Origin of the sequence: Mycobacterium bulgaricum (genome assembly GCF_041287165.2) — a bacterium.
In the GTDB taxonomy this organism is placed as follows: Bacteria; Actinomycetota; Actinomycetes; order Mycobacteriales; family Mycobacteriaceae; genus Mycobacterium; species Mycobacterium bulgaricum.
The window spans coordinates 234,334-258,672 of the sequence record NZ_JBGGKV020000001.1 but is presented as its reverse complement, the minus strand read 5'-3'; the positions used below and the strand labels follow the sequence as shown (position 1 = coordinate 258,672).

General features: G+C 67.6%; 29 protein-coding genes. 14 read left to right on the top strand and 15 right to left on the bottom strand.

The window, feature by feature from the left end:
• Window positions 1-24 precede the first annotated feature (24 nt).
• Both ACAG24_RS01295 and ACAG24_RS01290 read right to left on the bottom strand, forming a co-directional pair.
• A complete protein-coding gene (locus ACAG24_RS01295) occupies window positions 25-375 on the bottom strand; it encodes a hypothetical protein (protein ID WP_370470894.1) in 351 nt (116 codons plus the stop codon).
• A 30-nt stretch (window positions 376-405) separates the two neighbouring features.
• Window positions 406-1,299: a mycobacterial-type methylenetetrahydrofolate reductase gene (locus ACAG24_RS01290; RefSeq protein WP_370470893.1), complete on the bottom strand. Its 894-nt coding sequence runs from the start codon at window positions 1,297-1,299 to the stop codon at window positions 406-408.
• Window positions 1,300-1,449: 150 nt separating this feature from the next.
• Between ACAG24_RS01290 and ACAG24_RS01285 the strand changes: the two genes are divergently transcribed.
• Genes ACAG24_RS01285 through ACAG24_RS01275 form a run of 3 tightly spaced genes read left to right on the top strand, consistent with a single transcriptional unit; the run spans window position 1,450 to window position 5,519 of the window.
• The gene (locus ACAG24_RS01285) at window positions 1,450-2,604 is read left to right on the top strand and encodes a hypothetical protein (RefSeq protein WP_370470892.1); all 1,155 of its coding nucleotides are present in this window, start codon (window positions 1,450-1,452) and stop codon (window positions 2,602-2,604) included.
• Between the two features lie 10 nt (window positions 2,605-2,614).
• Window positions 2,615-4,072, top strand: a complete 1,458-nt coding sequence (locus ACAG24_RS01280) for a protein adenylyltransferase SelO (protein WP_370470891.1) — start codon at window positions 2,615-2,617, stop codon at window positions 4,070-4,072.
• A gap of 22 nt (window positions 4,073-4,094) precedes the next feature.
• Entirely contained in the window at window positions 4,095-5,519 is a 1,425-nt protein-coding gene (locus ACAG24_RS01275) for a WS/DGAT/MGAT family O-acyltransferase (RefSeq protein ID WP_370470890.1), read from the top strand.
• Here ACAG24_RS01275 and ACAG24_RS01270 read toward each other — a convergent pair.
• Window positions 5,516-7,102: an HNH endonuclease signature motif containing protein gene (locus ACAG24_RS01270; RefSeq protein WP_370470889.1), complete on the bottom strand. Its 1,587-nt coding sequence runs from the start codon at window positions 7,100-7,102 to the stop codon at window positions 5,516-5,518. The two genes, ACAG24_RS01275 and ACAG24_RS01270, sit on opposite strands and share 4 nt — an antisense overlap.
• 81 nt (window positions 7,103-7,183) lie before the next feature.
• On the opposite strand from ACAG24_RS01270, the gene ACAG24_RS01265 reads away from it, so the two are divergent.
• The gene (locus ACAG24_RS01265) at window positions 7,184-8,578 is read left to right on the top strand and encodes an aspartate aminotransferase family protein (protein WP_370470888.1); all 1,395 of its coding nucleotides are present in this window, start codon (window positions 7,184-7,186) and stop codon (window positions 8,576-8,578) included.
• Here the strand turns inward: ACAG24_RS01265 and ACAG24_RS01260 are convergent.
• A complete protein-coding gene (locus ACAG24_RS01260) occupies window positions 8,575-9,201 on the bottom strand; it encodes a hypothetical protein (RefSeq protein ID WP_370470887.1) in 627 nt (208 codons plus the stop codon). The two genes, ACAG24_RS01265 and ACAG24_RS01260, sit on opposite strands and share 4 nt — an antisense overlap.
• A gap of 85 nt (window positions 9,202-9,286) precedes the next feature.
• Between ACAG24_RS01260 and ACAG24_RS01255 the strand changes: the two genes are divergently transcribed.
• Together ACAG24_RS01255 and ACAG24_RS01250 are read left to right on the top strand one after the other, a co-directional pair.
• On the top strand, window positions 9,287-9,709 hold the full coding sequence (locus ACAG24_RS01255; RefSeq protein WP_370470886.1) for a hypothetical protein: 423 nt from the start codon (window positions 9,287-9,289) through the stop codon (window positions 9,707-9,709).
• 81 nt (window positions 9,710-9,790) lie between these two features.
• Window positions 9,791-10,570: an SDR family NAD(P)-dependent oxidoreductase gene (locus ACAG24_RS01250; protein ID WP_370470885.1), complete on the top strand. Its 780-nt coding sequence runs from the start codon at window positions 9,791-9,793 to the stop codon at window positions 10,568-10,570.
• Here ACAG24_RS01250 and ACAG24_RS01245 read toward each other — a convergent pair.
• Window positions 10,536-12,167 (bottom strand): diguanylate cyclase domain-containing protein, encoded by a 1,632-nt coding sequence (locus tag ACAG24_RS01245; protein WP_370470884.1) that lies wholly within the window; start codon window positions 12,165-12,167, stop codon window positions 10,536-10,538. The genes ACAG24_RS01250 and ACAG24_RS01245 overlap by 35 nt on opposite strands.
• A gap of 73 nt (window positions 12,168-12,240) precedes the next feature.
• Between ACAG24_RS01245 and ACAG24_RS01240 the strand changes: the two genes are divergently transcribed.
• The 6 genes from ACAG24_RS01240 (at window position 12,241) to ACAG24_RS01215 (ending at window position 17,345) form a co-directional block, all read left to right on the top strand.
• Entirely contained in the window at window positions 12,241-13,257 is a 1,017-nt protein-coding gene (locus tag ACAG24_RS01240; RefSeq protein ID WP_370470883.1) for a CobW family GTP-binding protein, read from the top strand.
• 182 nt (window positions 13,258-13,439) lie between these two features.
• Window positions 13,440-13,826 carry a DUF2237 family protein gene (locus tag ACAG24_RS01235; RefSeq protein WP_370470882.1) on the top strand — a complete coding sequence of 129 codons (387 nt, stop codon included), beginning with the start codon at window positions 13,440-13,442 and terminating at the stop codon, window positions 13,824-13,826.
• A gap of 34 nt (window positions 13,827-13,860) precedes the next feature.
• Window positions 13,861-14,373 carry a DUF4333 domain-containing protein gene (locus tag ACAG24_RS01230; RefSeq protein WP_370470881.1) on the top strand — a complete coding sequence of 171 codons (513 nt, stop codon included), beginning with the start codon at window positions 13,861-13,863 and terminating at the stop codon, window positions 14,371-14,373.
• Window positions 14,374-14,392: 19 nt separating this feature from the next.
• Window positions 14,393-15,040 carry an MOSC domain-containing protein gene (locus tag ACAG24_RS01225; protein WP_370470880.1) on the top strand — a complete coding sequence of 216 codons (648 nt, stop codon included), beginning with the start codon at window positions 14,393-14,395 and terminating at the stop codon, window positions 15,038-15,040.
• 79 nt (window positions 15,041-15,119) lie between these two features.
• Window positions 15,120-16,328, top strand: a complete 1,209-nt coding sequence (locus tag ACAG24_RS01220) for a mechanosensitive ion channel family protein (RefSeq protein WP_370470879.1) — start codon at window positions 15,120-15,122, stop codon at window positions 16,326-16,328.
• A gap of 108 nt (window positions 16,329-16,436) precedes the next feature.
• The gene (locus ACAG24_RS01215; RefSeq protein ID WP_370470878.1) at window positions 16,437-17,345 is read left to right on the top strand and encodes a phosphotransferase family protein; all 909 of its coding nucleotides are present in this window, start codon (window positions 16,437-16,439) and stop codon (window positions 17,343-17,345) included.
• On the opposite strand, the gene ACAG24_RS01210 is transcribed toward ACAG24_RS01215, so the two are convergent.
• From ACAG24_RS01210 to ACAG24_RS01190, 5 genes are all read right to left on the bottom strand, one after another.
• Window positions 17,273-17,878: a DUF4396 domain-containing protein gene (locus tag ACAG24_RS01210; protein WP_370470877.1), complete on the bottom strand. Its 606-nt coding sequence runs from the start codon at window positions 17,876-17,878 to the stop codon at window positions 17,273-17,275. The genes ACAG24_RS01215 and ACAG24_RS01210 overlap by 73 nt on opposite strands.
• Before the next feature lie 28 nt (window positions 17,879-17,906).
• Entirely contained in the window at window positions 17,907-18,359 is a 453-nt protein-coding gene (locus ACAG24_RS01205; RefSeq protein ID WP_370470876.1) for a hypothetical protein, read from the bottom strand.
• Between the two features lie 45 nt (window positions 18,360-18,404).
• Window positions 18,405-19,121, bottom strand: a complete 717-nt coding sequence (locus tag ACAG24_RS01200; RefSeq protein ID WP_370470875.1) for an NUDIX hydrolase — start codon at window positions 19,119-19,121, stop codon at window positions 18,405-18,407.
• Window positions 19,122-19,153: 32 nt separating this feature from the next.
• Window positions 19,154-19,312 carry a hypothetical protein gene (locus ACAG24_RS01195; RefSeq protein WP_370470874.1) on the bottom strand — a complete coding sequence of 53 codons (159 nt, stop codon included), beginning with the start codon at window positions 19,310-19,312 and terminating at the stop codon, window positions 19,154-19,156.
• A 156-nt stretch (window positions 19,313-19,468) separates the two neighbouring features.
• Window positions 19,469-20,464 carry a ferritin-like domain-containing protein gene (locus ACAG24_RS01190; RefSeq protein WP_370470873.1) on the bottom strand — a complete coding sequence of 332 codons (996 nt, stop codon included), beginning with the start codon at window positions 20,462-20,464 and terminating at the stop codon, window positions 19,469-19,471.
• Window positions 20,465-20,690: 226 nt separating this feature from the next.
• On the opposite strand from ACAG24_RS01190, the gene ACAG24_RS01185 reads away from it, so the two are divergent.
• On the top strand, window positions 20,691-21,701 hold the full coding sequence (locus ACAG24_RS01185; protein WP_370470872.1) for an iron-containing redox enzyme family protein: 1,011 nt from the start codon (window positions 20,691-20,693) through the stop codon (window positions 21,699-21,701).
• A 10-nt stretch (window positions 21,702-21,711) separates the two neighbouring features.
• On the opposite strand, the gene ACAG24_RS01180 is transcribed toward ACAG24_RS01185, so the two are convergent.
• The gene (locus ACAG24_RS01180; RefSeq protein ID WP_370470871.1) at window positions 21,712-21,909 is read right to left on the bottom strand and encodes a CDGSH iron-sulfur domain-containing protein; all 198 of its coding nucleotides are present in this window, start codon (window positions 21,907-21,909) and stop codon (window positions 21,712-21,714) included.
• A complete protein-coding gene (locus ACAG24_RS01175) occupies window positions 21,906-22,598 on the bottom strand; it encodes a HemK2/MTQ2 family protein methyltransferase (protein WP_370470870.1) in 693 nt (230 codons plus the stop codon). Before ACAG24_RS01175 ends, ACAG24_RS01180 begins: the two co-directional genes overlap by 4 nt.
• 68 nt (window positions 22,599-22,666) lie before the next feature.
• Here ACAG24_RS01175 and ACAG24_RS01170 point away from each other — a divergent pair, with 68 nt between their 5' ends.
• Complete coding sequence (locus tag ACAG24_RS01170) at window positions 22,667-22,921, top strand: metallothionein (RefSeq protein WP_370470869.1); 255 nt, start codon at window positions 22,667-22,669, stop codon at window positions 22,919-22,921.
• A 4-nt stretch (window positions 22,922-22,925) separates the two neighbouring features.
• Here the strand turns inward: ACAG24_RS01170 and ACAG24_RS01165 are convergent, their stop codons facing one another.
• The 3 genes from ACAG24_RS01165 to ACAG24_RS01155 are packed head-to-tail and all read right to left on the bottom strand — an operon-like array spanning window position 22,926 to window position 24,327.
• Window positions 22,926-23,630, bottom strand: coding sequence for a cutinase family protein (locus ACAG24_RS01165; RefSeq protein ID WP_370470868.1), 705 nt, complete (start codon window positions 23,628-23,630; stop codon window positions 22,926-22,928).
• A gap of 56 nt (window positions 23,631-23,686) precedes the next feature.
• A complete protein-coding gene (locus tag ACAG24_RS01160) occupies window positions 23,687-24,046 on the bottom strand; it encodes a hypothetical protein (protein WP_370470867.1) in 360 nt (119 codons plus the stop codon).
• 5 nt (window positions 24,047-24,051) lie between these two features.
• Window positions 24,052-24,327: a hypothetical protein gene (locus tag ACAG24_RS01155; RefSeq protein WP_370470866.1), complete on the bottom strand. Its 276-nt coding sequence runs from the start codon at window positions 24,325-24,327 to the stop codon at window positions 24,052-24,054.
• Window positions 24,328-24,339: the final 12 nt, after the last annotated feature.

Genomic DNA, 24,339 nt, shown 5'->3' with positions numbered 1-24,339 from the left:
CCGGCAACGATAGGCGGAGAACCGCTACTGCGGCGCACGGGTGCGGGCGAACAGCACGCCGGCCGCGAAGACGATCTCGGTGAACGCGACCGCGGTCGCCAGTTGCATCGCCACGCCGACGTCGATCGTCGCCGCGGCCCCCGGCCCGCCCCCGTGCCGATGGCCCGTCATCGGGATGTGCGCGGCGATCATCGCGACGTTCATCACCGCCACCATCAACCAGCTCCGCACGGTGTCGAAGCGCCACAGCTCATACGCGCAGTACAGGCACGCCGCGGCCATCGCGACGGTCAACACGTCGGGGGAAGACGCGTGCAGCACAGCCGAACTCACGGCGAGCAGAGCTCCCACCGCGCGGACGATGCCGGTTTTCATACCCAAGTAGACAACGCCGGCGCGAAAATTTCAGGGTGTGTCGGGCGACCAGTAGGCGAGCATCTCGGCGAGGGTCTCGAACGCGGCGGTGTTCACGCCGTACGTCGCCTCGAAGTGCACGCTGAGGGGGAAGCCGAGATCGGCGACCCCGTCGATGACCCGCTTGTAGAGATCGAGCATCAGCTGGCGCCGGCCCGCGGGATCGGTGTCGGCGAGCGTGCGGACGAAGTCCTGCTCACGCGCGACGGCCTCGTTGCCGGGGTCCTGAATGAGCCAGTTGATCAGTCCGACACGGCTTTCCACCTTCGGCACGAAGCCGAACGACAGCAGGATCTCGGGCCGGTGATCGGTCTTGTCGGCGAATTCGGTGAGCATGCCGACGATCGCGTCGGAGTACAGCAGCTGGGTCATGCCGTAGGTGGCGCCACGGTCGCACTTGAAGTTGAAGCGGCCGTGTTCGCCCTCACGGGTCGGAATCAGGATGACTCCGCGGTTCGCGACCACCTGGTCGAAGATCGACAACGCATCGGTGGGGGCGACCCCTGAACCCTCGCCGTCGCTGAGGGTGCGCGGGACGCCGACGAAAGCGATGCCCTCGAATCCGCTGTGGCCGAGCTCGGTGAGCCTGCCGTGCAGGGTCGGCTCGTCCATGAATGCGGTCACCTGGGTGCACAGACCCTTGATGCCGGGCAGTTCGGGCCTGATCATCTGCCAGAAGTCGAGGACGTCGAGCTTGGGCTTCATCTCGATCGGACGGTCGCCGTCCTCCTCGATCATGCCGGGGATCATGACGTGGCGGATCCGCCCGCCGAGCCCCGCCTCGGCCGAGCACCGCAACACCTTTTCGGCGTCCTCGAGTGCCTGCTCACGCCCCCGCTCCACGTTCGGCGGCACGAGCTCCAACGCGATGGTGTTCAAGCTCACAGCAATGCTCCACATCTCAAGGCGATTTGTCCCCCGGCGGCCTGCCGACCTCGTCGTCGTGGCCCCTCACCGTCCCGCCGGTCGGAAAAAATCACCATACCTGGGGCGACGCGAGGCCCCTCAGTGAGCTTTCATGGAGGGAGATCTCCTATGAAATTGCTGTCTAAAACACTCGCCCCGCTTGCCCTGATCATCACGCTGTCAACGGCCGCCTGCACCGGCGCCGAACCCGGTTCCCCGGGGACGACGACGGGTTCCTCGCCGGCCGCGACCTCGACCTCGCGCTCCCCGTTCGAGCCGACGACGACGCCGACGCCGCCCGACACCAGCGGCCCGCTGCTCGCCTACCGCGCGGCCGACGAGATCGGTCTGGTCGAAGGCACCACCGTGGTCGCGACCGCGAAGGCGTCGTTCACGCCGTCCAACGACCTGATCACCACCGAGGACGGCAAGTTCGTGTTCGCGCGGACCGCCGACAATCAGCTGGCCACGATCGACGTCACGACGGGTGAAGGGTCGACCCGCCCGGTCACCGTCGGTCCCACCGTCGGCACCGGCGGCGGGAGCGCCATCGTGTGGTGGGAGCAGCCGAACCGGCTGATGCGGCTCGATCTGGCCGACCCGCAGGCGCAACCCGAGCTGGCCCAGACCGTCGACCTCCCCCCGGTCGCCGGGGTGCGGCCCGGCGACCCACGTCTGCTGATCGCGCGCGGCGGCACGTCGGTGATCGCGAGGGTCGAGGCGCCACCGTCGCCGTTCGGCGGACCGGACACCCTGTACGCGGTCCGCGGCCCGGGAGCGCCGACATCGCTGGGGCAGGCGGATGCGAACAGCCCGGTGTCGGTGGCGCGCCTGTCGCCCGACGGTGCGTCGCTGTCGTACGCGCTCTACCGCGCCACCGACGACGCATGCGGCACGGCGGCGGTGGTGACGTCGGACGCCGACGGCACCCAGCAGACGTTCGATGTCGCGGCGGCAGACGTCAACGCGGGCTTCCGGGTGACCAAGCTGTGGTGGCCGACGTCCGGTCCGCCGAAGCTGAGCCTCACGACGTGGGTGTGCGGCCAGCCGCAGACCGCTCCGCCGGTGGTGTGGCAGGTGTCCGGCGATCACATCGCCCAGACCACACCGCCGACCTCGGCGCTGCAGACCGCGGACGTGGCGCCGGGCCAGCGCGCACTGATCCTGCCCCGCAGTGACGCACCGACCGAACCGGCGGGCTCGCTGGTGTTCGAGGAGAGTTCGCGCCGGATATCGATCAAGGGCGGTGTCGACGCCATCGCCGTGATCCCGCCGTCTCCGTAGTCTGGGTGGGGTGAGTATCGCCCTGCAGAGCCGATTCGTCGGCGAGCTCCCCGAGCTGACGGTGCAGTGGAAGGCCGAAGAGGCTCCCGAGCCGCAGCTACTGGCACTCAACGAACCCCTGGCTGCTGAGCTGGGCATCGACGCGGAGTGGCTACGCACCCCGGAAGGCCTTGGCCTGCTGACCGGGACCGCCGTGCCGTCCGAGGTGGTTCCGGTGGCGCAGGCCTACGCCGGGCACCAGTTCGGCGGGTTCCAACCCCGTCTCGGGGACGGCCGGGCGTTGCTGCTCGGTGAAGTCGAGGATGTCCGGGGAACACTGCGCGACCTGCACCTGAAGGGCTCGGGACGCACCCCGTTCGCGCGTGGCGGAGACGGCCTGGCAGCGGTGGGGCCGATGCTGCGCGAGTACGTGATCAGCGAGGCGATGCACGCGCTCGGGATACCGACGACGCGGGCGCTGGCCGTGGTGAGCACCGGTCGGCAGGTCTATCGCGAGACCGTGCTGCCGGGCGCGGTGCTCGCCCGCGTCGCCGCCAGTCATCTGCGGGTGGGGACGTTCCAGTTCGCGCCGCTGCTGATGCAGGCGTCGGGAAACACCGATCTGCTCCAGCGGCTTGCCGATTTCGCGATCGCGCGGCACCATCCGCAGGCGGCCGAGGCCGAGAACCCGTACCTGGCGCTGATCGAGGCGGTCAGCGCCGTGCAGGCCCGGCTCATCGCGCAGTGGATGCTCGCCGGCTTCATCCACGGTGTGATGAACACCGACAACATGACGATCTCCGGCGAGACGATCGACTACGGCCCGTGCGCGTTCATGGAGGCGTTCGATCCGGCGACGGTGTTCAGCTCGATCGACAGCTGGGGCCGCTACGCGTACGGCAATCAGCCGTCGATCGCGCTGTGGAACCTGGCGCGTTTCGCCGAGACGCTGCTGCCGCTGATCGACGACGACAGCGAGAAGGCGATCGCCGCGGCCGAGCAGTCGCTGGGTGGTTTCGCCCCGCTGTACGAATCGACGTGGATCGACGGGATGAAGGCGAAGCTGGGTGTGCCCGGTGCGTCCACGGAGGAGGCGGGGCCCCTCGTCCAGGATCTGCTGGCGCATCTGCAGCAGAGCCAGGTCGACTACACGTCGTTCTTCCGGCGCCTGGCGATGGCGGCCCGCGGCGACAGCGAACCGGTGCGTGGCGAGTTCATCGACCTCGCGGCGTTCGACGGTTGGCTGACACGCTGGCGGTCGCTCGGCCCGGATCCCGACGGAATGGACCGGGTCAACCCGGTCTACATTCCGCGCAACCACCTGGTGGAGGAAGCGCTCACCGCGGCGACGGGTGGCGACCTGGCCCCGCTGAACGGGCTGCTCGACGCGATCCAGTCGCCGTTCGACGAACGTCCGGGGCTGCAGCGGTACGCCGAACCCGGCCCGCAGGAGTTCAGCGCCTCCTTCAAAACCTTCTGTGGAACGTGAGCACTACGGCTAGCGTGCATCCGTGAGCGCCGACAGTGTCCGTCTCGGACTGCAGGACTTGTTGTTCATCTACGGCGAGACGTCGAGTTCGAAGATGCACGTCGCCGGGCTGCTGCCGTTCACGCCGCCGCCGGACGCGCCGAGCGACTATCTGCGTCGGATGGTCGACGAGGCGCGCAGCCAGGAGGTGGTGGCGCCGTGGAACCGCAAGCTCGCCAACCCGCGGCTGCAGTTCAGCCCGCTGCACAGCTGGGTGACCGACAAGGACTTCGATTTCGACTACCACGTGCGGCGGTCGGCGCTGGCCAGCCCGGGCGACGAACGCGAGCTGGGCGTGCTGGTGTCGCGGTTACACAGCAACCACCTCGACCTGACGCGGCCGCCGTGGGAACTGCATGTCATCGAGGGCCTCGAGGGTGGCCGCTTCGCGATGTACATGAAGATCCACCACGCGCTCGTCGACGGTTACAGCGCGATGCGGATGCTGGGGCGCAGCTTGTCCACCGACCCGCAGGACCGAAACACCCGCATGTTCTTCAACGTGCCGACGCCGAAGCGGGCGCGGCGCGAGACCGGCGAGGGCGAGTCGTCGAACCCGTTGACGGCGACGCTGCGTGCGCTGGGCGGGGTGAGTTCGGCGGTGACCGGTGGTGTCAGTTCCGCGGTGGATCTGACGTCGGCTCTGGTCAACACGCAGCTTCGTCGCGACGGCGACAACGTCCACATCTCGGGTTCGGCGTCGGCGCCGCACAGCATCCTCAACGCGCGGATCAGCCGCAATCGCCGGTTCGCCACCCAGCAGTACGAGTTCGACCGGCTGAAGAAGCTCAGTGCGCAGCACGGGGCGACGATCAACGATGTGGCGCTGGCGATCATCGGCGGTGGACTGCGAAAGTTCCTGAGCGACTTCGACAAACTGCCGGATCGGTCGCTGATCGCGTTCCTGCCGGTGAATGTGCGGCCCAAGGGTGACGAGGGCGGCGGCAATGCGGTGGGCGCGATGCTGGCGCCGATGGGCACCGACATCGAGGACGCGGTCGAGCGTCTCGTGTCGATCACGGCGGCCACCCGTGCAGCGAAAGCGCAGCTGCAGTCGATGTCGCCCGCAGCGATCATCGCCTACAGCGCGGCGGTGCTGGCTCCGGCCGGCGGGCAGATCGCGGGGGCGTTGACCGGCGTGCAGCCGCCGTGGCCGTACACGTTCAACCTGTGCGTGTCGAATGTGCCGGGGCCGCGAGAGCCGTTGTACTTCAACGGTTCCCGGCTCGAAGCGACCTACCCGGTATCGATCCCGATCCACGGCATGGCGCTCAACATCACCCTGCAGAGCTACGCCGACACGATGAACCTCGGCTTCGTCGGCTGCCGCGACCGGCTGCCCCACCTTCAGCGCCTCGCCGTGTACACCGGTGACGCCCTCGACGAGCTCGAGGCCGGCTCGCTCTAGAAAGGTGGGGGATCGTCCCGGTCGGTGGGCTGCCGTGGTGGTGGTTGCCAGCCGGGTTCGAGTGGTTCGGGTTCGATCGGGTCGGCGATGAACCGCGCATAGGGACTTCGGTTGTCCGGCTTGTCATGGAACCAGTAACCCTTGAACAGGACGTGCTTGCGCCGGAACTCATTGCGCCAGCACCGTTGTCGAACCTCCTCTTTGGCGGCCCGGTTGCGGTACCGGTGGTAATTGCTGGCGTCGCGGTGACGGTGCAGACGCTCACGGGCCGCGGCGACGCGCTTGCGTTCCTCGGCGCTGCGCGGTTTGGCCAGCCCCGGGAACATCGCGACCCCGCCCGGTGTGGTGGGCAGCGTCCTACCCGACGGTGAGGTCCAGATGATGGTGCCGTCGGACAATTGTTCGTCTCGCCAACCCTCGTCGAACGTTTTGTGGCGGTGATGTTCTCGGCAGTAACAGGCCAGGTTCCACGGCACCGTCCAGCCGCCGGCTGCCGGGTCGTCGTGGTTGAACGGTCTGGTGTGGTCGATGTCGCAGCGTTCGGCGGGCACGGTGCAGCCAGGGAAGCGGCACGTCAGATCGCGGGCGCGGATGAAGCGGGCCAACGCGGCCGAGGGCCGGTAGGTGAGCGCCTGACGCTCGTCGAATGCCGGCGACTCGACCAGGCGCCGCGTGGCGTCGCGGGCCAGTTCGCGGACCAGGGCGGCGTCGATCACCCCGTAGCCGGCCAGGTAGCCCGGGGCATCACTGTGCCCGGCGACCGTTTCCGCGGAGGCGATCACGTTGAGCACCACCCGCGGCTCCGAAGCCGGCGCGGGCGCAGGGGGAACAGCGGCGGGCACGGCCGCGGCGCGGCTCGGGCAGTCCTCGCTCTCGCAGGCACAGGTGAACACCCGACCCTTCTGTATCGCGGTGAACGCATCGGCGCGCCGGGCTCGCAGGCTGCGCGGGTCCTCGGCGCACGTCGTCTTGGCCAACGCGGTGAGCCGGGTGTCCAACGCCGCGCCTTCCTCGGCGGTCATCGTCGCCCGCACCTCCGCGATCCCGTCCAGGCCGACCTCGACAGTGACCGCCCGCTCGTCGAAGGCACGTACCCGGCGCTTCTTGACCGCCTCGGAATCCACAGCGTTGACCTCGACATCGATCGCTTTGATGACGCTCTTGCGTGACCAACAGGCCCAGCCCCGGATCTTTTCGGCGAGCGTGGCGTCGAGCTGGGCCATCCACTCTTCGTCGACCACATCGGTGCGACTCAGCACCAGCTCGGTGGTGGCCCAGTCCACCTCACCGGCAGCCAGCAGCGCCCCGACCGCGGGCAACCGGGTATGCAGAGCATCGGCCTGACGCACCAGCACCCGCGCCTTGGCCGACGACATGTTCAACACCGCGCCCACCTCCACCGCGGTGCGCCGGAAACCGGTGATCATCGAGCGCACATCGGCGTCGATCTCCAATTCCTCGGCGGTACGCCGTTCCAGCAGTTCGAAGATCCCTGCCAGGCTGCGCGCCATCGCCACCGCCACTTGACGATGCGAGCCCTCCACCAGTGAGAGGACGCTCCCGTCAGACCACGTGTCGAACATGTGTTCGAGTCTAGATACGGCCACTGACAAACTCCGCCCCGACAGTTTCCGGTTCTGACGTCGGGGAACTACCGTTTACCCGTGCTGAACGAAACGCTCGAAGAAACGCTGCTCCCCAACGGCCTCACCGTCGACGCGGCGCGCGCAGAAGCTGCAAGAACCTACGAACTGGACCGCGCGCACGTGTTCCATTCGTGGTCAGCGCAGGCCGATATCTCCCCGATGACGATCGTGGCTTCCGACGGCTGCCACGTGTGGGACGGCGACGGCAACAAGCTGCTCGACTTCTCCTCGATGCTCGTGAACACCAACATCGGCCATCAGCACCCGAAAGTCGTTGCCGCCATTGCCGATCAGGCCGCCAAGCTGTGCACGGTAGCCCCTCAGCACGCCAACGACGCCCGCTCCGAGGCGGCCCGGCTGATCGCCGAGCGCACCCCCGGCGACCTGAACAAGATCTTCTTCACCAACGGCGGCGCCGACGCCGTCGAGCACGCGGTCCGCATGGCGCGCCTCCACACCGGCCGCTACAAGGTGCTGTCTCGGTACCGCTCCTACCACGGCGGCACCGAGACGGCGATCAACCTCACCGGCGACCCCCGACGCTGGCCGAACGACCACGGCAACGCCGGTGTCGTCCACTTCTTCGGTCCGTTCCTGTACCGCTCGCAGTTTCATGCCACCACAGAGGCCGAAGAGTCCGAGCGGGCGCTCAAGCACCTGCACGACATCGTCCGGATGGAGGGTCCGAACACGATCGCGGCCATCATCCTGGAGTCGATCCCCGGCACCGCGGGAATCATGGTGCCGCCTCCCGGTTACATCCAAGGCGTGCGCGCGCTGTGTGACGAGTACGGCATCATCTTCATCGCCGACGAGGTCATGGCCGGCTTCGGCCGCAGCGGAAAGTGGTTCTCCATCAACCACTTCGACGTCGTTCCCGACCTGCTCACGTTCGCCAAGGGCGTCAACTCCGGCTACGTCCCGCTCGGCGGCGTCGCCATCAATCCCACGATCAGCGAGACATTCGCCCACCGCGCCTACCCCGGCGGCCTGACCTACTCCGGGCATCCGCTCGCGACGGCCGCCGCCGTCGCGACGATCAACGCGATGGCCGACGAGGGCATCGTCGAGAACGCGGCGAGCGTAGGCGCCGAGGTGATCGGCCCCGGCCTCAAGGAGATCGCCGCCAAGCACCGCTGCGTCGGCGAGGTCCGCGGCGCCGGTGTGTTCTGGGCAGTGGAGCTGGTCGCCGACCAGACCACCCGCGAACCGCTCGCCCCCTACGGTAGCTCCAGTGCCGCAATGAATTCCGTGATCGCGGAGTGCAAGAAGCTGGGCATGCTCCCGTTCGCCAACTACAACCGCATCCACGTGGTGCCGCCGTGCATCATCACCGCCGACCAGGCACGCGAGGGCCTTGCGATTCTGGACCGTGCGCTCGACGTCGCCGACGCCGCGATCGCCGACGCCTAGTCGAGCTCGCCGCTGATGCCCCGCTCCAGGGCGGCGCGACCACGCTCGGGCAGCACGAGCAGCCCGTCGAGTTCGCGCCGCGCAAGTTGGTATGCGCGTCCGCGTTCCTGCTGCGTCGCACCGGCGTTGGTTGCCACCCGCAGCAGACGCTGGGCACGGGCCACCCGCTCCTGTTCCGCTGCGGAGAACCCGTTGCGTCCGCGGCGGATCGCCTCCGCCTCGGCGATCTCGAATGCCGTGACATATTCCTGCACCGCGTCGAGGTAGTCGCGCGTCCCGTCACGGTCGTCGACCAGATCGGCGACATCCAAGGGGCGGAGGAAGTCGGCCCGCAGCTTGGCGCGGTGGAAACGCTGCGTGAGCGGATCACGCATGTCGGTCATCAGTGGGTAGTCGAGAACCTTGGCGACGTCGATCTCGTAGTCGAGCCAGCGGGTGTCCGTCCGGTCATGTTCGCCGACGGCGCGCGAGATCGCGTTGCGTTGCGACGCACCCGAATCGAGCGTGGGAGCCTCCTGGCCACCGCGGCGCGCGGAGGCGATGGCCCGCAACGTTGCGTAGCCCACACCGAGGAGGGGCAGCAGGATGAGCAACAGCTCGGCAAGCCGTATGACGAGTCCCACACCGCCAGCATGCCTCAGAAGTCCTTTAGAAAACCTTCATAACCGAGATGGTTTCGTTTCCGCGTCACCCGGCAACAGTTCTGTCATGCGACACAAGACATTGAATTTGGGATCCTTGCTCTTCGCGGGCGCCGCGGCGACTGCAATCGCTACCGCGCCCCTGACCTCCGCCCAGCCGGCCCCTCCGCCGTGCTTCAACGCTGACGGCACCCCGTGCGCCGACATCGGCACCGCCGGACCGGGCGGCGCCACCGGCGGCATCCCGGGCGGCCCTGCCGGCACCGCTGGTCCCGGCGGCGCCAGCGGCAGCACCAATCCCGGTGGTGTGGCAGGTGCGGCCGGACCTGACGGTGCGACCGGCTCCATCCCCGGCGGCCCGGCAGGCACTGCCGGACCGGGCGGCGTGAGCGGCAGCACCAACCCCGGTGGCGTCGGCGGCACCGCCGGACCCGACGGAGTCTCGGGATGTATCCCGAACGTCGGCTGCGCCACCATCCCCGTCGGCTGAGCGACACACAACCCCTACTGATTACAGAGGCCGGACCCCACCGGGGTCCGGCCTCTGTGCTGTCGGGCTACGGTGTCCGGCATGAACACCAGGGTTCCCGCCAAGCTGCTGGACGCGCGGGTCGTGATCGTCACCGGCGCGGCGCGAGGTGTCGGAAAGGGAATCGCCCTGGCCCTGGCAGAACGCGGCGCGTCGGTTCTGTTGGTCGACAGTGACGAAGAGACGCTGAGGGTGACCGCTGACGGGATGCGAGCGGCCGGCCGTTCTGTCGCCGCACTCGTGGCGGATCTTCGCCACCCCGACAGCGCCCGCCAGATCGTCCGGACGGGCCTCGACACCTTCGGCGCCGTGCACGGACTGGTCAACAACGCCATCGCGACCAACGAGCCGAAACCGTTCCAGGACATCACCCGTGACGACTACGACCTCGTCTTCGACGTCGGTCCCCGCGCGACCTTCGAATTGATGCAGGCCGTGTACCCGGTGTTCGTCGACAACGGTGGCGGCAGCATCGTCAATCTCGGCTCGGGCTCGGGCACGATAGGCCTGCCGAAGTTCGGCGCCTACGCCGGAGCCAAGGAAGCGATCCGGGGAACGTCGAAAGTCGCAGCGCTGGAATGGGGCCGGCTCGGCATCCGGGTCAACGTGGTCTGTCCCTACGCCGAGACCGAGAGCATCCGGACGTGGCGCGAGTGGGACCCCAAGACCTACGAACGCACGGTGCGCGGGGTTCCGATGGGCAGGCTCGGCGACGTCACCGCCGACATCGGGCCGGCCGTGGCATTCCTGCTCAGCGACGAAGCAGCTTTCGTCACGGCGCAGACGATCATGCTCGACGGTGGGGCTGCCGGGTTTCGGTGAGGTACGAGACGCAGTAGTTCGCGAGAACCTTGACCAGCGGCGCGATCTCGGCGAAGTTGCGATGTCCGTCGTGAGAGTAGAACTCCAGCAGATAGCACCGCTGCCCGGCCGGCACACCGACGCCGAGCACTGCGCGGTAACCCAGTTTGGCCAGCAGTGCGGTCTCGGCGGGATCCGAATCCTCCAGCCCTACCGCGGCGACGAAGGATGTGCCCTCCCTGAGGGCCTTCACCGTGGCCGGATACTCGCTGAGGTCATAGAACTCCGGCCCGAGATCCGTCATCACCGACAGGCCCGAATCCTCCTCGCGGACACAATCCACACCCCGAATTCTCTGGAGCGTCTCGTGGTCGTCCGTGCACCCCGAGATCACCCACGCCGCAGTGCCGAACACCTGCTGCACCTGCATGGCCAGAATCTCCAACGCCTCGGGCACCGTCAGATCAGGTCGCGTGTCGAGGATCCCGACGACGACAGCGGCCAACCGTTCCACCCCGATCACCGCCCCTGCGTCGCGGTCGCGCCGGTCGATCCCGCCGGGCACCGCCGACGTCGCGACGATGGTGCTGTAACGGGCCGGCCCCTGCCGTTTGGCCTCCAACAGGGCCGCGTCCGCAGCCGCCAAAAGATCGCTGCCGCTACAGATTCCGGGTCCCGCCACCGCCGCTCCCCAGGAGAGACTCACCTCGGTGACCGCTGCCTCCCGGATCGCCTTGGTCGCGTCGATGGCGAAGATCTGCGCCGAGGCCAGGGTCGCGTCACGCAGAATGACGCAGAACTCGTCTCCGCCCAGCCGTGCCGCGATCGAGCCGCCGACTGAGAGCGACATGCGCTGAAGTTGCTCGGCGACATCGCGCAGGAGTCGGTCACCGGCAGGATGACCGTCGCGGTCGTTGATGCGCTTGAAGCCGTCGAGGTCACACAGCAGCGCCACCGGGTAGGCCACGTCCCAATCGATTTCGGCGAGGTGCTGATCAATGGCCCGTCGATTGGCTATGCCTGTCAGCGGATCCTGAAAGGCGTAGCGCCACACCGTCGTCAGCAGTTCGGATCGGCCGATCGCCATGGCGCAATGGGCGGCGATGGCCTGGATCAGCTGCTTGTCACCATGATCGAACCGTCGGCCGTTGTCTGCGGTCGCCCAGATGAGACCCCACATCGAGTCGCCGACCATGACGGGGACGGCGAGCTCGGCTTCCCGGCCGAGGCCTTTGAGCGCCACGGCGGTTTCCGCGGGACAGTCCTCGTCGTCGAGAGCGTTCGTATAGGCGATTCCGTGGCTGAGTTGCGTGTTGACGTGTGAATCAGGCGTGACCTCGTAGAGATCGTCGACCGGCCACCTCTGTTGGTGCGGTGCCAGGTCGCCGACGTTGATGAGGGTGCGTAGCGCGGCGCGGTCCCGTTCCCAACGGGAGATGGTGAGCGACGCCGCTCCCAGCGCGGTCCGTGCCTGCTCGGCGACGACCTCGAGCACCTCATCGAAATAGTTCGCCCGTGACACCGCTTCGGAGATCTGGAGCAGAGCCTTGAGCACGGGGAGTTCGTCGGCAGCGTCGCGCTCGGCCAGGCCGTATCCGCCTTCGTCCACTCCCAGCACGTATCGCCCCCTCGCGCCGACCGATGTGGCGCAAACGAAAATGGTACCGCGAGTCCCTGTAACCTGCGGTGCTGTGCAGCCGATACCCGTGATCGCCTTGACCGGCTACCTCGGCGCCGGAAAGACCACGCTGCTCAACCACGTCCTGCGCAGCCCGAATGCCCGGATCGGCGTCGTGATCAACGATTTCGGCGAACTCAACGTCGACGCGGGATTGGTGACCGGTCAGGTCGATGAGCCGGCGTCGATCGCGGGCGGGTGCATCTGCTGCCTGCCCGACGAGGGCGGGCTCGACCTCGCACTGACCCGGCTCGCGGACCCGAAGTTACATCTCGACGCCATCATCGTGGAGGCGAGCGGACTGGCCGACCCGGTCGCGGTCTCGCGCATCATCCGCTTCAGCGGCGTCGACGGGGTCAGACCCGGCGGTGTCGTCGACGTGATCGACGCCGCCACCCACTTCGACACCGTCGACCGCGATGCCACCCCGCCCGCCCGCTACGGCGCAGCCACCCTCGTCGTGGTCAACAAGCTCGACCAGATCGACGATCGTGCCGACACACTGCAGCGCATCGAGTCCAGGGTCCGCGAACTCAACCCGCATGCCTACGTCGTCGGCGCCACCGGTGGCCGCATCGACCCGGCCCTGCTGTACGACATCGCCGCCACCGCACCGGAGTCCGGTCAGCTCACGTTCCGCGAGTTGATGGTCGACGACGAGGTGCACACGCACGATCACGATCACTCGCGTGCGGACTCGGTCACCGTATTCGCCGACGGTTGCGTCGACCCCGCCGCGGTCGTCGACCTCCTGGAGAACCCGCCGGCGGGGGTCTACCGAATGAAGGGCACCATCGCGGTGCGCTACCGCTCCAGCACCCGGATGTACACCGTCAACGTCGTCGGGCCGTCGGTGCACGTCGCTGTCGCACCGCCGCGGGCCCCAGCCAACAGCCTGGTCGCGATCGGCATGGACGTGGACGTGGACGCGGTGCGGGACCGGATGCGGAGGGCCCTGACCGCGGTCCCCGGCGCCGCTCCCGCGCATGGTGTGCGGCGGCTACAGCGCTATCGCCGGCTGAGCATCTGAGTCACCGCATGCCGTCGAGGACGGCAAGCATCGTCGACGTCGTGGTCCAGTTCCGGATCGTCATCAGCCGGTACTCGGGTGTCCCGACAATCCGGTTCATCGTGCTCCGTCACGCAATTGGACGACGCCCCCGTACCGCGTCGTCGATCTCATGCCGGGCGAGGCTACGCGATACTGGCCCGATGGCGGATCGGAATGTTCTGGGTGGACCGTTGGACCCCTGCGGCACCGAGCCTTTGACGGGTTTCTACCGCGACGGCTGCTGCAGCACCGGCGACGAGGATCTCGGCAGGCACACCATCTGCGCGGTCGTGACCGCCGACTTCCTCGCCCACCAGCGCTCGATCGGCAACGATCTGTCGACGCCGATGCCCGCCTACCGGTTCCCCGGGCTGGTTCCCGGCGACCGGTGGTGCGTCACAGCGCTGAACTGGCTGCGGGCCCACGAGGACGGGAAGGCCTGTCCGGTGGTGCTGGCCTCCACCCACGAGCGGACGCTCGACTCGGTGCCTCTCGACGTGCTCCGCCGCTACGCGGTCGACGTTCCGGACGACCTCACCGGACTGTAGACGCACGTCCCCGACCTCTTTACGATCTTGATCCATGGTGAAAACCCTGCTGATCTCCGGCGGTGCCGCGATGGCGCTGTCCGCCTGTTCGTTCTCGTTCGGTGGTCTGGACTACGACAGGCTCGAGTCGGAGATCACCAACAAGCTCAACGAGAGCTACTCCTCGATCGACCAGAAGGTCTCCGGCGTCGAGTGCCCCGAGCAGTCGCCCGATCCCAAGGCGGGCAGCGCGTTCGACTGCACCGCCGAGGTCGGCGGGCAGACGGTACGCATCGGTGTAAAGGTGAAAGACGACGACTTCAACGTGGAGTACGAAACCAAGGACACGCTCTACGAGCTCCCGACGGTCGCCGACACGCTCGCCGAAGAGGTGAGCAACCAGGTCGGCTTCCCGGTGACGGTGGACTGCGGTGAGGGGCTCAAGGCGGTCGAGGTCGGGACGACCTTCGACTGCACAGCGGCCGACGAGCAGGGTGCCGAACGCACCCTGCAGGTCACGGCCGCCCCGGTCGGCGAGGACGACAGCTGGGAGCTTCTCGGAAGCTGACGGCGAGGTAGCTTTTGGTATGGCTTCGGTGCTGACGGTGAACAAGGCGGCGTCTCCCATCGATCTGGGGCGGCGCCGGTCGGGGATCGACAAGCGGCCGAGCACCGAGCCGCTGGAGGTGCGCGCACCGGGCCCGCGAAAGGGTGGGCTGGGCAGCGGTGTGGTCGGCGATGCGATCTGCGACAGCAAGCATCACGGCGGCGACGACCAGGCTGTCTACGCCTACGCCAGGGAGGACCTGGACCGCTGGGAGGGCGACCTCGACCGCGAGCTGACCAACGGCATGTTCGGTGAGAACCTGACGACGTCCGGACTCGACGTGACCGGCCTCCTCATCGGCGAGCGGCTGTCAGTGGGCGGGGACGGTCTGGTGCTGGAGGTCACCAGCCCGCGCACGCCGTGTCAGACGTTCGTGCAATGGCTGGGCATCCGCGGCTGGATGAAGACGTTCACGGCCGCTGGCGTTCCCGGCGCTTACTTCCGCGTCATCCACCCGGGGACGATCCGGGGCGGTGACCGCATCGACGTGCTGTCGCGACCCGACCACAACGTGACGGTCGGCACGGTCTTCACGGCGTTGATGGGCGATTCCGATCTGTTGCCCACCCTCGCGGTCGCCGACGCCCTGCCCGAAAAGATCAAGGCACTGGTGGCCAAGCGCACCTAGGTTGTGAGCTGAGTCCCAATCGGTCGATTCGACCCCGGAACGGTTTTGCCCCGGCGTCGGGGCGGCAAGTCTCTGCTACATGGACGACGCCATCGGACTGCATTCCGCTACCCACCTTGCCGGTGACGCCGCATGGATCGCCGGTGCCATCGCCCTCGCCTACGCCATCGGACTCGCACTGTCGTGGATCCTCCAGCGGCTGGGGCGTCGCAGCACGCTGCTGCACCACGTCGCCGACCTCACCCGGAGGCCTCTGCGCGCCACCCTCGTGGTGATCGCCGCCTCGGCGGCGGTCCGACGGACGGTCGACATAAGCTCCAGCTGGCGCAGCTGGGTCGACCACACCTTGGTCATCGCACTCATCGCGACGATCACGTGGATGATCGCGAGTCTGGTCCGGGTGGCCGAGCGCCAGGTGATCTCGAAATTCGCCGGCGGCGACGAGGGATTGACCGACGCCGACAGGCACCGCCGGAAAATCAAAACCCAGGTGCTGACGCTGCGCCGCATCGCGGTCGCGATCATCGTCATGCTCGGCGGCGCCGCCGCGTTGATGACGTTTCCGTCGTTCAGCGACATCGGCAAAACGCTGTTCGCCTCGGCCGGCGTGCTGACCGTCGTCGCGGGTCTCGCCGCGCAGACGTCGCTCGGATCCGTGTTCGCCGGTATCCAGATCGCCTTCTCCGACGCCATCCGCGTGGGAGACGTCGTCGTGCTCGAAGACGAGTGGGGCCGCATCGAGGAGATCACGCTGACCTACGTCGTCGTCCACCTGTGGGATGAGCGCCGGCTCGTGCTGCCCTGCACGTATTTCACCAGCACCCCGTTCCAGAACTGGACGCGCAACGCCACCGAGTTGCTCGGCACCGCCGAACTCGACGTGGATTTCACGGTTCCTTTCGACGCGATGCGTGCCGAGCTGGACCGCCTGCTGCACGCAAACCCGTTGTGGGACGGCCGAGTCGGCGTTCTTCAGGTGACCGATGCCGTGGACGGGTTGGTCCGGGTGCGCATGCTGGTGAGCGCGTCCAACGCCGGTCAACTGTTCGACCTGCGCTGCGACGTGAGGGAGGGCATGGTGTCCTGGCTTCAGCGGACCCATCCCTGTGCCCTGCCGCGCCGGCGGCTCGAGCATCAGAGCGAAGTCGATCGCACCCCGCGCAACGACCTGGCGCACATCGGCAAGCCGCAGGCCGATTCGGGGCTGTTCAGCGGGAGCGTCGAAGCTGATCGCCGGGGGCGGGCCTTCGACGGCGAACTGGCCGGCGTGCGTTACGACGGCGACTGAGGAAAAGCGCTTGAGCGAATCCCCGGCCCAGGGGATGCTGGCGGCGGAAAGTTGTCGTTTGGCACTGGAAGTGGGCGTCGTGAATACCGTGCACCTCGGGTCGGTCTGATGCCGCAGGGCAGAACCCGCCGGGCGGTCACGGCCGCCGTCGAGGCCGGCCGCGCGCTCGGCCTCAGGGTCGAACGCGGCACAGTACTGCACGACGTCTTCTCGGTCGTCGTGCATCTGGAGCCGCAACCGGTGGTGGCCCGCATCCCGGTGGTGCTGACCGCGAGTGTGCTCCCGGAACGACAGGCCGCTCGGCAACAACGCGAACTCGACGTGGTCGCCTGGCTTGACGCCCAGGGTGTGCCGGTGGTTCCACCGTCACCGTTGGTTCCCCGATATCCCGTGCGACGGGACGGATTTCCGATGACGTTCTGGGAGTTGGCCGATGTCGCCGACGACCACCAGGCCTATCACGGCGTCGACGTGTCGTATGCCGCACAGTTGCACGCCGCGCTGGCCCGATACCCAGGTGAGCTACCGTTCCTGGCTCCGTTCAACGACGGCCTTCCCGACATGCTCACCGAACTCGACGGCGTCGAGGTGCTCACCGCAGGTGACATCGACCGTGCACGAGGCGAATACGAAGCCCTGCGGCGGATCCTTGCGGATGCGGAGACGTTCGCCAGGACGTTCCCGGACGCCTCGGTACAGCCGATTCAAGGAGATGGTCCGTCCCACAACGTGATCCGTACCAAATCCGGTATTCGATTCTCTGATTTCGAGGACGTCAGCCGCGGTCCCATCGAGTGGGATCTGGCGATGCTGGGCACCGCCGCAATCGACCAGTACGAAAGCACCGCAAGCCAATTGGCCCTTCGCGCCGTCGACCGCGAGGTACTGCGGGTGATGGACTACGCCAGACGACTCCAGTTCGTGGGTTGCCTGACGTTGATTCCTCAATTGCCGTTGCTGGCCCAGGGATTGGCGACTGCACTCGACGAGTGGCGTGCCACACCGTCATTCAGCTGAGCAGCTGTCGACACCACCAGGCCACCCGCCATGAAAGCGGCGATCGCCGCGATCAGCGCGGGTGTGCTCAACGACGGAATATATCTGCGCGCGCCCGTCACCCCCTCATGAGCGCCGTGGTGATGGTGGGTGAGCGCGTGTCCCTTTCCGCGTTGCAGCAGAAAGCGATTGACGGGGTATGCGGCGAAGAAGGCTGCAGTCAGGGCGATCATCATGCCGATCCAGAACACCGGGTTCACCAGGCCGGCATTCATCGCGCCGGGGATGGCGGCCATGACGGCGTTGTCGACGATCTCCATCGTCGCGATCGACAATGTGTCGGCGGCCAGGACGAGGCTCAAGGCCGACCCCAGCGCGAGGCCCGCCTTCAACAGCGGCAGCGTGGACAGGGTGTAGCCGAAGAAGAAGGCCAGTCCGACGCTGAGCGCGATGGTGGCGATGTTGCCCAGCCCCAGGGCGGTGCCGGTGATCAAGCCGAGAATCTCTCCGATTGCGCAACCGGTGAGGCAGTGCAGCGTGGCACTGACGGCCATGCCATTGAGGTTGGCGTGGTCCACCGAACTATGTGGGCAGGCCGTAATCCATGGGCGGGCCGCTCGGTCCGATAGCGTTCGGATCGGCGATGGCCGTGGCGACCGCGACACCGTCATGCATCACACCTACCACCACCACATGCCGTTTCACCGCGGGTGCGGCGATCTGCGCAGTGTCAGGTGTGATGCGGAAGGTGGTGGTCTGCCCGTCGGGGGTGGTGGTGGTGAACGTATCTCCCGTCGCCGCGGTCACCTGCCCCTCACGGTGGATCTGCTCATGGGCCGGCGCGCCGGCGACCGCCTGCGGCGCCGAGGGCACGGGCTGCGCCGGAGCGGGTCCGACGATCTGTACGGTCAGGAACCAGCCCGCCGCGCCCGCCGCACCAAGCATCGACACCGTGGTGAGACGACGCCCGAGGTGGTCGCGCCGGCGTGTTTGCCGGTGCCGTCCGCAATGCTGGGTCGCAGTCACGAGTGTCATCTACCCAGACCGGCGCGGCGGAAAACGGCTATCCCGTCGAGAGTGTCATTTCCACGCGAAAACCGGCTGCTCAAGGCCGTCGACCGGATCGCTGCGCCCCTCCAGGCCCAGCCACCTCAACTGCAACAGCACCGCACCGGTGGGTGCATGGATCAGGTCGTTGCCGAGCGGGATCTGCACCACCGGCCGAGGGCTCTCGGGGATGTCGATGAACCGGGGCGAGTCCTCCCGCAGCAGTTGGTGTAGCCCCACCCGGTAGACCGCGACCACCTCATCGGGAGCGGGTCGCAGGTCGAGGCGGCCCGCACCCCAAACCACCACGGGGGAGATGACATAGCCGCTGCGGGTCGGGTAGTCGTCCAGCAGGCCGAGCACAGACGATTCGGGGAGCCGGACCCCCACTTCCTCGTCGAGTTCGCGCAGTGCGGCCTCGACGACGGTCTCGCCGGGATCGAGGCGCCCACCCGGCAGCGCCCACTGCGCCGCGTGCGATGACAACCGAGATGCCCTGCGGCACAGAAGGAATGCGGCTCCCCCGGAGACATCCACCATCCGCCCGTCGAGGTCCTCGGGCATGGGACGGCCTGCGATCCAGTCGTCGACCGGCGCCGGGTCGACGCGGTCCTCCCCGACAAGTGAGTCGACGAGCACCACGGCAACCGCGGCGTGACGCTTCGTGTGGTCCGTCACCGTACGACGGTCATGCCCGCCCAGCCGTTCGCGGATTCGATCGCGAAGTTCGTCGTCGTAGCTGATCGTCACCGTTCGAGCGTAGGACGGCGGTCAGCGAGGAATCAGAGGGCCTTCCACCAGCCCACCGAGGTGTCGGGACTTCCCCAGTACTCCTGCGGAGTGGGCGTCTTCGGCGCGGCCCACGCCCGCAGGACGGCGGCTACGCGCGCGAGCGGGTTGAGCGGTGACTGGTGCGTCGGTGTCACGGAAATCGGTTTCACGGAAAGCGGTGTCACAAAAAGCGACGACATTGTGGCCTCCTGCGGCGGCAGGCGGCGGGTGCCGCCCCATCGGACGGCGATGTACCCACGGAGGCCGAAAGCAAACGCCGAGGCCGACACGGATTTCTCCGTGCCGGCCTCGGTCGATGTGACTGCTTAGTTGTTGATGCCCACGACTTCCTGCGCAATGGCAGCGAGTCGGGTCTGTGCCGCAGAGACCACGCGCTGGCGGTTCTTGTGCACTTCCTCGTAGGCCACGATCACGCGGATGTCGGCGGGATCCTCGAGATCCTTGACGGCGTTGGCCGCGTCAGTGACGTTCAGATCGTCGTAATCGGCGATCGGCAGCTCCTCGGGCGCCAGGACACCGGTGGTGCCGCGAGCCTTGTGGATCGCGTCGGCGGCGTCTTCGGCGCCCTGCTCGCGGCTGATGCGCTCGGCCGCCTGCAGCGCCGAGTCGCGCGCACCGGTGAGCACCTTGGAGGCCACTTCACCGGTCCGCGAGCCGCGCTCGACGAGCTCGTCGATGTTCGGACGGACCGAACGCAGCGCCTCGGCGATGCGCTCCGCGCCACGGGTCGACCATGTGAACGGCAGGTTCGCGAACTTGACGGCCAGTCCGGCGGCGGCCTGCAACGGCGTCCGCCTCAGCGCGGCGGGCCCACCGAGGGCGTCCTCGGCCAGGACCGTCGTCAGCCACTCGACCGTCGCGGTGTGCGCGGTGATGAGGCGGCTCGCCAGCGCTTCGACCTCGGCCTTCTTGGCCGACACGGCCAGAGCCTTGACGTAGCGCGAGCGGTCCAGCAGCTGGCCTTCGAGGGCAAGGTCGCCCAAGAGCGCCTCGTCGAACGGTTCGGCCTGCTCGGTCAGCGCCTTCACCGCAGCCGCAGCGCGACCCAGGAACGGGCCGATGATGTCGGGAAAGCCGCCCAGATCGCGAATGGCCTTCTCGATTGCCTCGGCGCGCAGCCGGGCGTTCTCGGCATTCTGCGTGAGCTCGCGCTGCACCGCCTCGGTTCGGGCCTGCGCGACCCTGGTCTCGGCGACCTGGATCTCGGTGTGCGTGAGGTCCAGTACGGTACGCAGCTGGGCGATCAGCGTCGCCTTCGTGGCGGTCACCGCAGCGTTTTCGATCGTGGTGTTCGAAGCCATGTTTCTCGTTTCACCCCTTGTTGGAGACTTGGCGTTCTTCGGTCAGCGCGTTCCGCGCTTGCATGTCGGTTACCCGTTGCGGGCAGACCCGATCGCGGTCTCGGCCCGATGTGAAAAACGCGGCAATATGTGTAGGGGACGCGCGTCAACGGGTACCAATGGCCAGCTTTCGCATACAGCGCAACTCGGTTTGGTCGACCCGGCTGCGGGTACGTACGGCCCTGTGATGCCGTTGCTGGTTCAACCAACTCTGCCCGACCCTCGTGGTCCCATCTCGATGTCCGTCGTCGAACTGCTCGCCGAGCGCGCACCGCTGCGCTATCTGGCGAAGGTCGAGACATCGCTCGCCGACGCCGATCCGGCCGGCATCGACCTGCAACTGGCCCTCTACGTCTGCTACGAACTCCACTACCGCGGGTTCGCCGGGGTCGATTCCGCCTGGGAGTGGAATGCCGGGCTGATCTACTTGCGCGGGCAGCTCGAAGAGCTGTTTCTCAATGACATCCAGACCGCTGTCGGCCCCATCGAGGCCGACGTCAGCGCGCTCGAAGAGCTCGAAAAGCTGTGCGTGGAGCCCGTCAACGGCAACGGCCCGTCGTACTACCTGCGCGACGAGGGCACGTGGGAGCAGATGCGCGAGTATTTCGCTCACCGCTCGCTCTACCACCTCAAGGAGGGCGACCCGCATGCATGGGCGATTCCGCGGCTCACCGGTCAGGCCAAGGCCTCGTTCGTCGCCGTGGAATACGACGAGTTCGGCGCGGGCAAAGGCGCCCGTGTGCACCAGCAGCTGTTCGCCGACCTGATGGAGGCCGCGCAGCTGGACACCACCTACCTCGGCTATCTGAACGACGTGCCGGCCGAATCGCTGGCGGTCGTCAACCTGATGTCGCTGTTCGGGCTGCACCGCCGCCACCGTGGTGCGACCGTGGGCCATTTCGCCGCCACCGAGGTCACCTCCCCTCCGGGATCACGCCGAATGGTGCAGGCCCTTGAACGCTTCGGCGCGCCGGAGGAATGCCGGGCGTTCTACGACGAGCACGTCGAGGCCGACGCGGTGCACGAGCAGGTGGTGCGCACGGACGTGGTCGGTGACCTGGTCGCCCGTGAGCCGGAGCTCAACGCCGACGTGGTGTTCGGGATCCGGGCGTTCGACCTGGTCGAGAACCGACTGGCCGATCACCTCATGGCGAGCTGGCGCAGCGGCCGTCCCTCACTGCGGCGAGCACTGGACTGAGCGAGAACGCTCAGTTGGCCCGTTCTTTGCGGCGATGACTCGTGTCGCACAGCGGGTAGGTCTTCGAGCGCCGACAGGCGCAGACCGCGACCATGAAGCGATCGGATTCGACCGCGCTGCCATCCGGAAGTTCTACGCGCACAGGACCTTCCACCATGACCGGTCCGCCGGGAACGACGCGGACCAGTCTGGGCGGTTGGTCTGTCACGGAGCGTCCGCCCGGATGACGATAATCCGCTCACAGCGGCTGCCGGGTGACAGCAGGCCGGCCCGCATAAGCCACGGCGCCCGCGCAGTCATCACGGGCCCGAATGGAATAAGCTGCTGGGCAACGACTTCCGCCGACATGCCCTGCGCCCTCAGCGCGCTCAACGTGTGCTGAACATTCGAGCACTCCGAATGCACGATCAACATCGTGCCGCCTTCCTCCAGCAGAAGGGGCGCCGCCGCGCACATCGGGTCGAGAACGAGCCGGCCGTCAGGCCCGGCATTCCAGGCCTGCGACGGTCCTGCCTCCGCGGCGATGGCGTCGCTGTCGTCTTCGGGACCGACGGGAACATAGGGCGGGTTGGCAAGTACCACATCGAACGGACCGAATTCGACTGCGCGAGCCCATGACCCGCGATGGACATCCACCCGGGCGCCGACGGCGAGGGCGTCTTGCCGCGCTCGTTGAACCGCCTTCGGGCAGATGTCGAAGGCGGTGACCTCCTTGGCCCCCGCCATCGCCGCAGCCAGGGCGACGACACCGCTGCCGGTACAGAGGTCGGCGACCCGCGCACCCGGCGCCAGGCCGGCCTGCACCATGGCGTCGATCAACAGTTGCGAATCCTCTTGCGGGGGATAGACGTCGACCGCGATGTCGGGGGCGTCGAAGTCGGTATATGCGCTCGTCACGGATCCTTGATGCCCACTTCAGGACCCCCCAAACGTTTGCCTGTGATACGTGTGGGAATTCGGCCCGCATGAGCATCTGTGACACCTGTGGCAACGACTACGACAAAGCCTTCACCGTGACGTGGCACGACGGCAAAACCGCGACCTTCGACAGCGTCGAGTGCGCGGCGGTCCAGCTCGCACCCGAGTGCGGGCACTGCGGATGCCGAATCCTCGGCCACGGCATTGAGACTGACGAGGGCATGTTCTGCTGCGCGCACTGTGCACGCAAAGACACCAACGCCGACGTCAACGACCGCTACCCGGTCCCGGCGGGCGGGTGAGCGGCTAAAGCCGCCCCACCGCGAAGGCCGCGCCCTCGTTGGTCATCCCGTTCACCGGGTAGAGGGCGTGCGCCACGCCGGGGGCTCCACCGGGGCTGCCGTCGCAGATACCGTCGCCTGGCGCGCACAGTTCTTCTGTCTTGTCCGCGTACAGCGGACCAATAGTGATGGCCGGCGCGCCGTACCTCGACAGGAACGCCCCGGAAGGTGCCCCGAAAAGAACAACAGCGGCAACATGTTCGGCCACATCCGGGGCCAGGGGCGACGGAGCGATCGCCGCAGGCACGGAGCTCGGCACCGTGTCCGACGTGACGAACCCCGAGACCACCGCGCCCTGCGAGTAGCCGCCGAGGACGAGGCGGGTGTTCGGGCAAAGCTCCGACATCGTCTGCACGCGGTTGCCCGCGTCGCGGATGCCGTCGATGACCGTCTGCGCGAACACGACCCGATCATCGAAGTTGTTGCCCGCGGGGTAGTTCACGGCGTACACACCGACCGAGCGAGGCGCGGCTTGCGCACGGACCGCGTCGACGAAGGACTGTCCCACGCCGCCGACTCCGGGGGCCTCGCCCGTGCCGCGCGCGAAGATGACCTCGACATCCGGGCAGGGTTGCTGGGCGGAGGCCGTCGGGGCGCCAACGCCCACGACCGATGCGAAAGCTCCGAGGACAGCGGCACCGGCCGCACCGACGATTCGACTGATCTTCATCGGCCTGCTGTACCCGGCAGTTCGCTGGTCAAACGGCGGCAAATGTGACGGCTGGTTCAGATGCCGATACCGGCGGCCGTGTCCAGGCGCTGGAGTAGGTCGTGCGCAGCCAGCTCGACGGCCTTGTGGCGCCATTGCGACGCGCGGTACACGCAGGCGATCAACCCGCTGCGGTGCACTCGGCGAAAGTCGCCGCACACGAACGCGTACCGCCCCTTCGTCTCGTCGGCGGCCCCTTCGGTCAACCCGAGGTACCAGCGTCCGTACTCGGGCCAGGTGTGCGATTCGAGATAGGCATTCTGCGCAGCCGTGTCGGGCTGCGTCTCGCCCCAGTCACTGTCGAGCACGTACTGGCGCGAGTCGACGAGGCCGCGGACGAACTCGACCGCGGACTCGTTGACGTCATACCTGGCCATCGCCCCTAGCCACCGTCGTGCGGGGTCGGGCTCTGAGGCGACTCCCACTTGGATTCCAGTGTCCGAACGACCACGGTGTCACCCGGCAGCTCGACATCGCACGTCTGGCCGCCGTCCCCTTCGAGGGTCACGATCATCGTCGTACCGGTCTCGTCCTCCCGGGAATCGGTGTGCACCACCTTATATTCCCGCGGCTCGTCCCCTTGGCCGGGGACAGCCAGCGTAATGAGGTCGCCGGGCGCAACGTTGTCGAGTCGGTCGTTGTCGGACTGAGCTGTCATGGGTTCGACGTT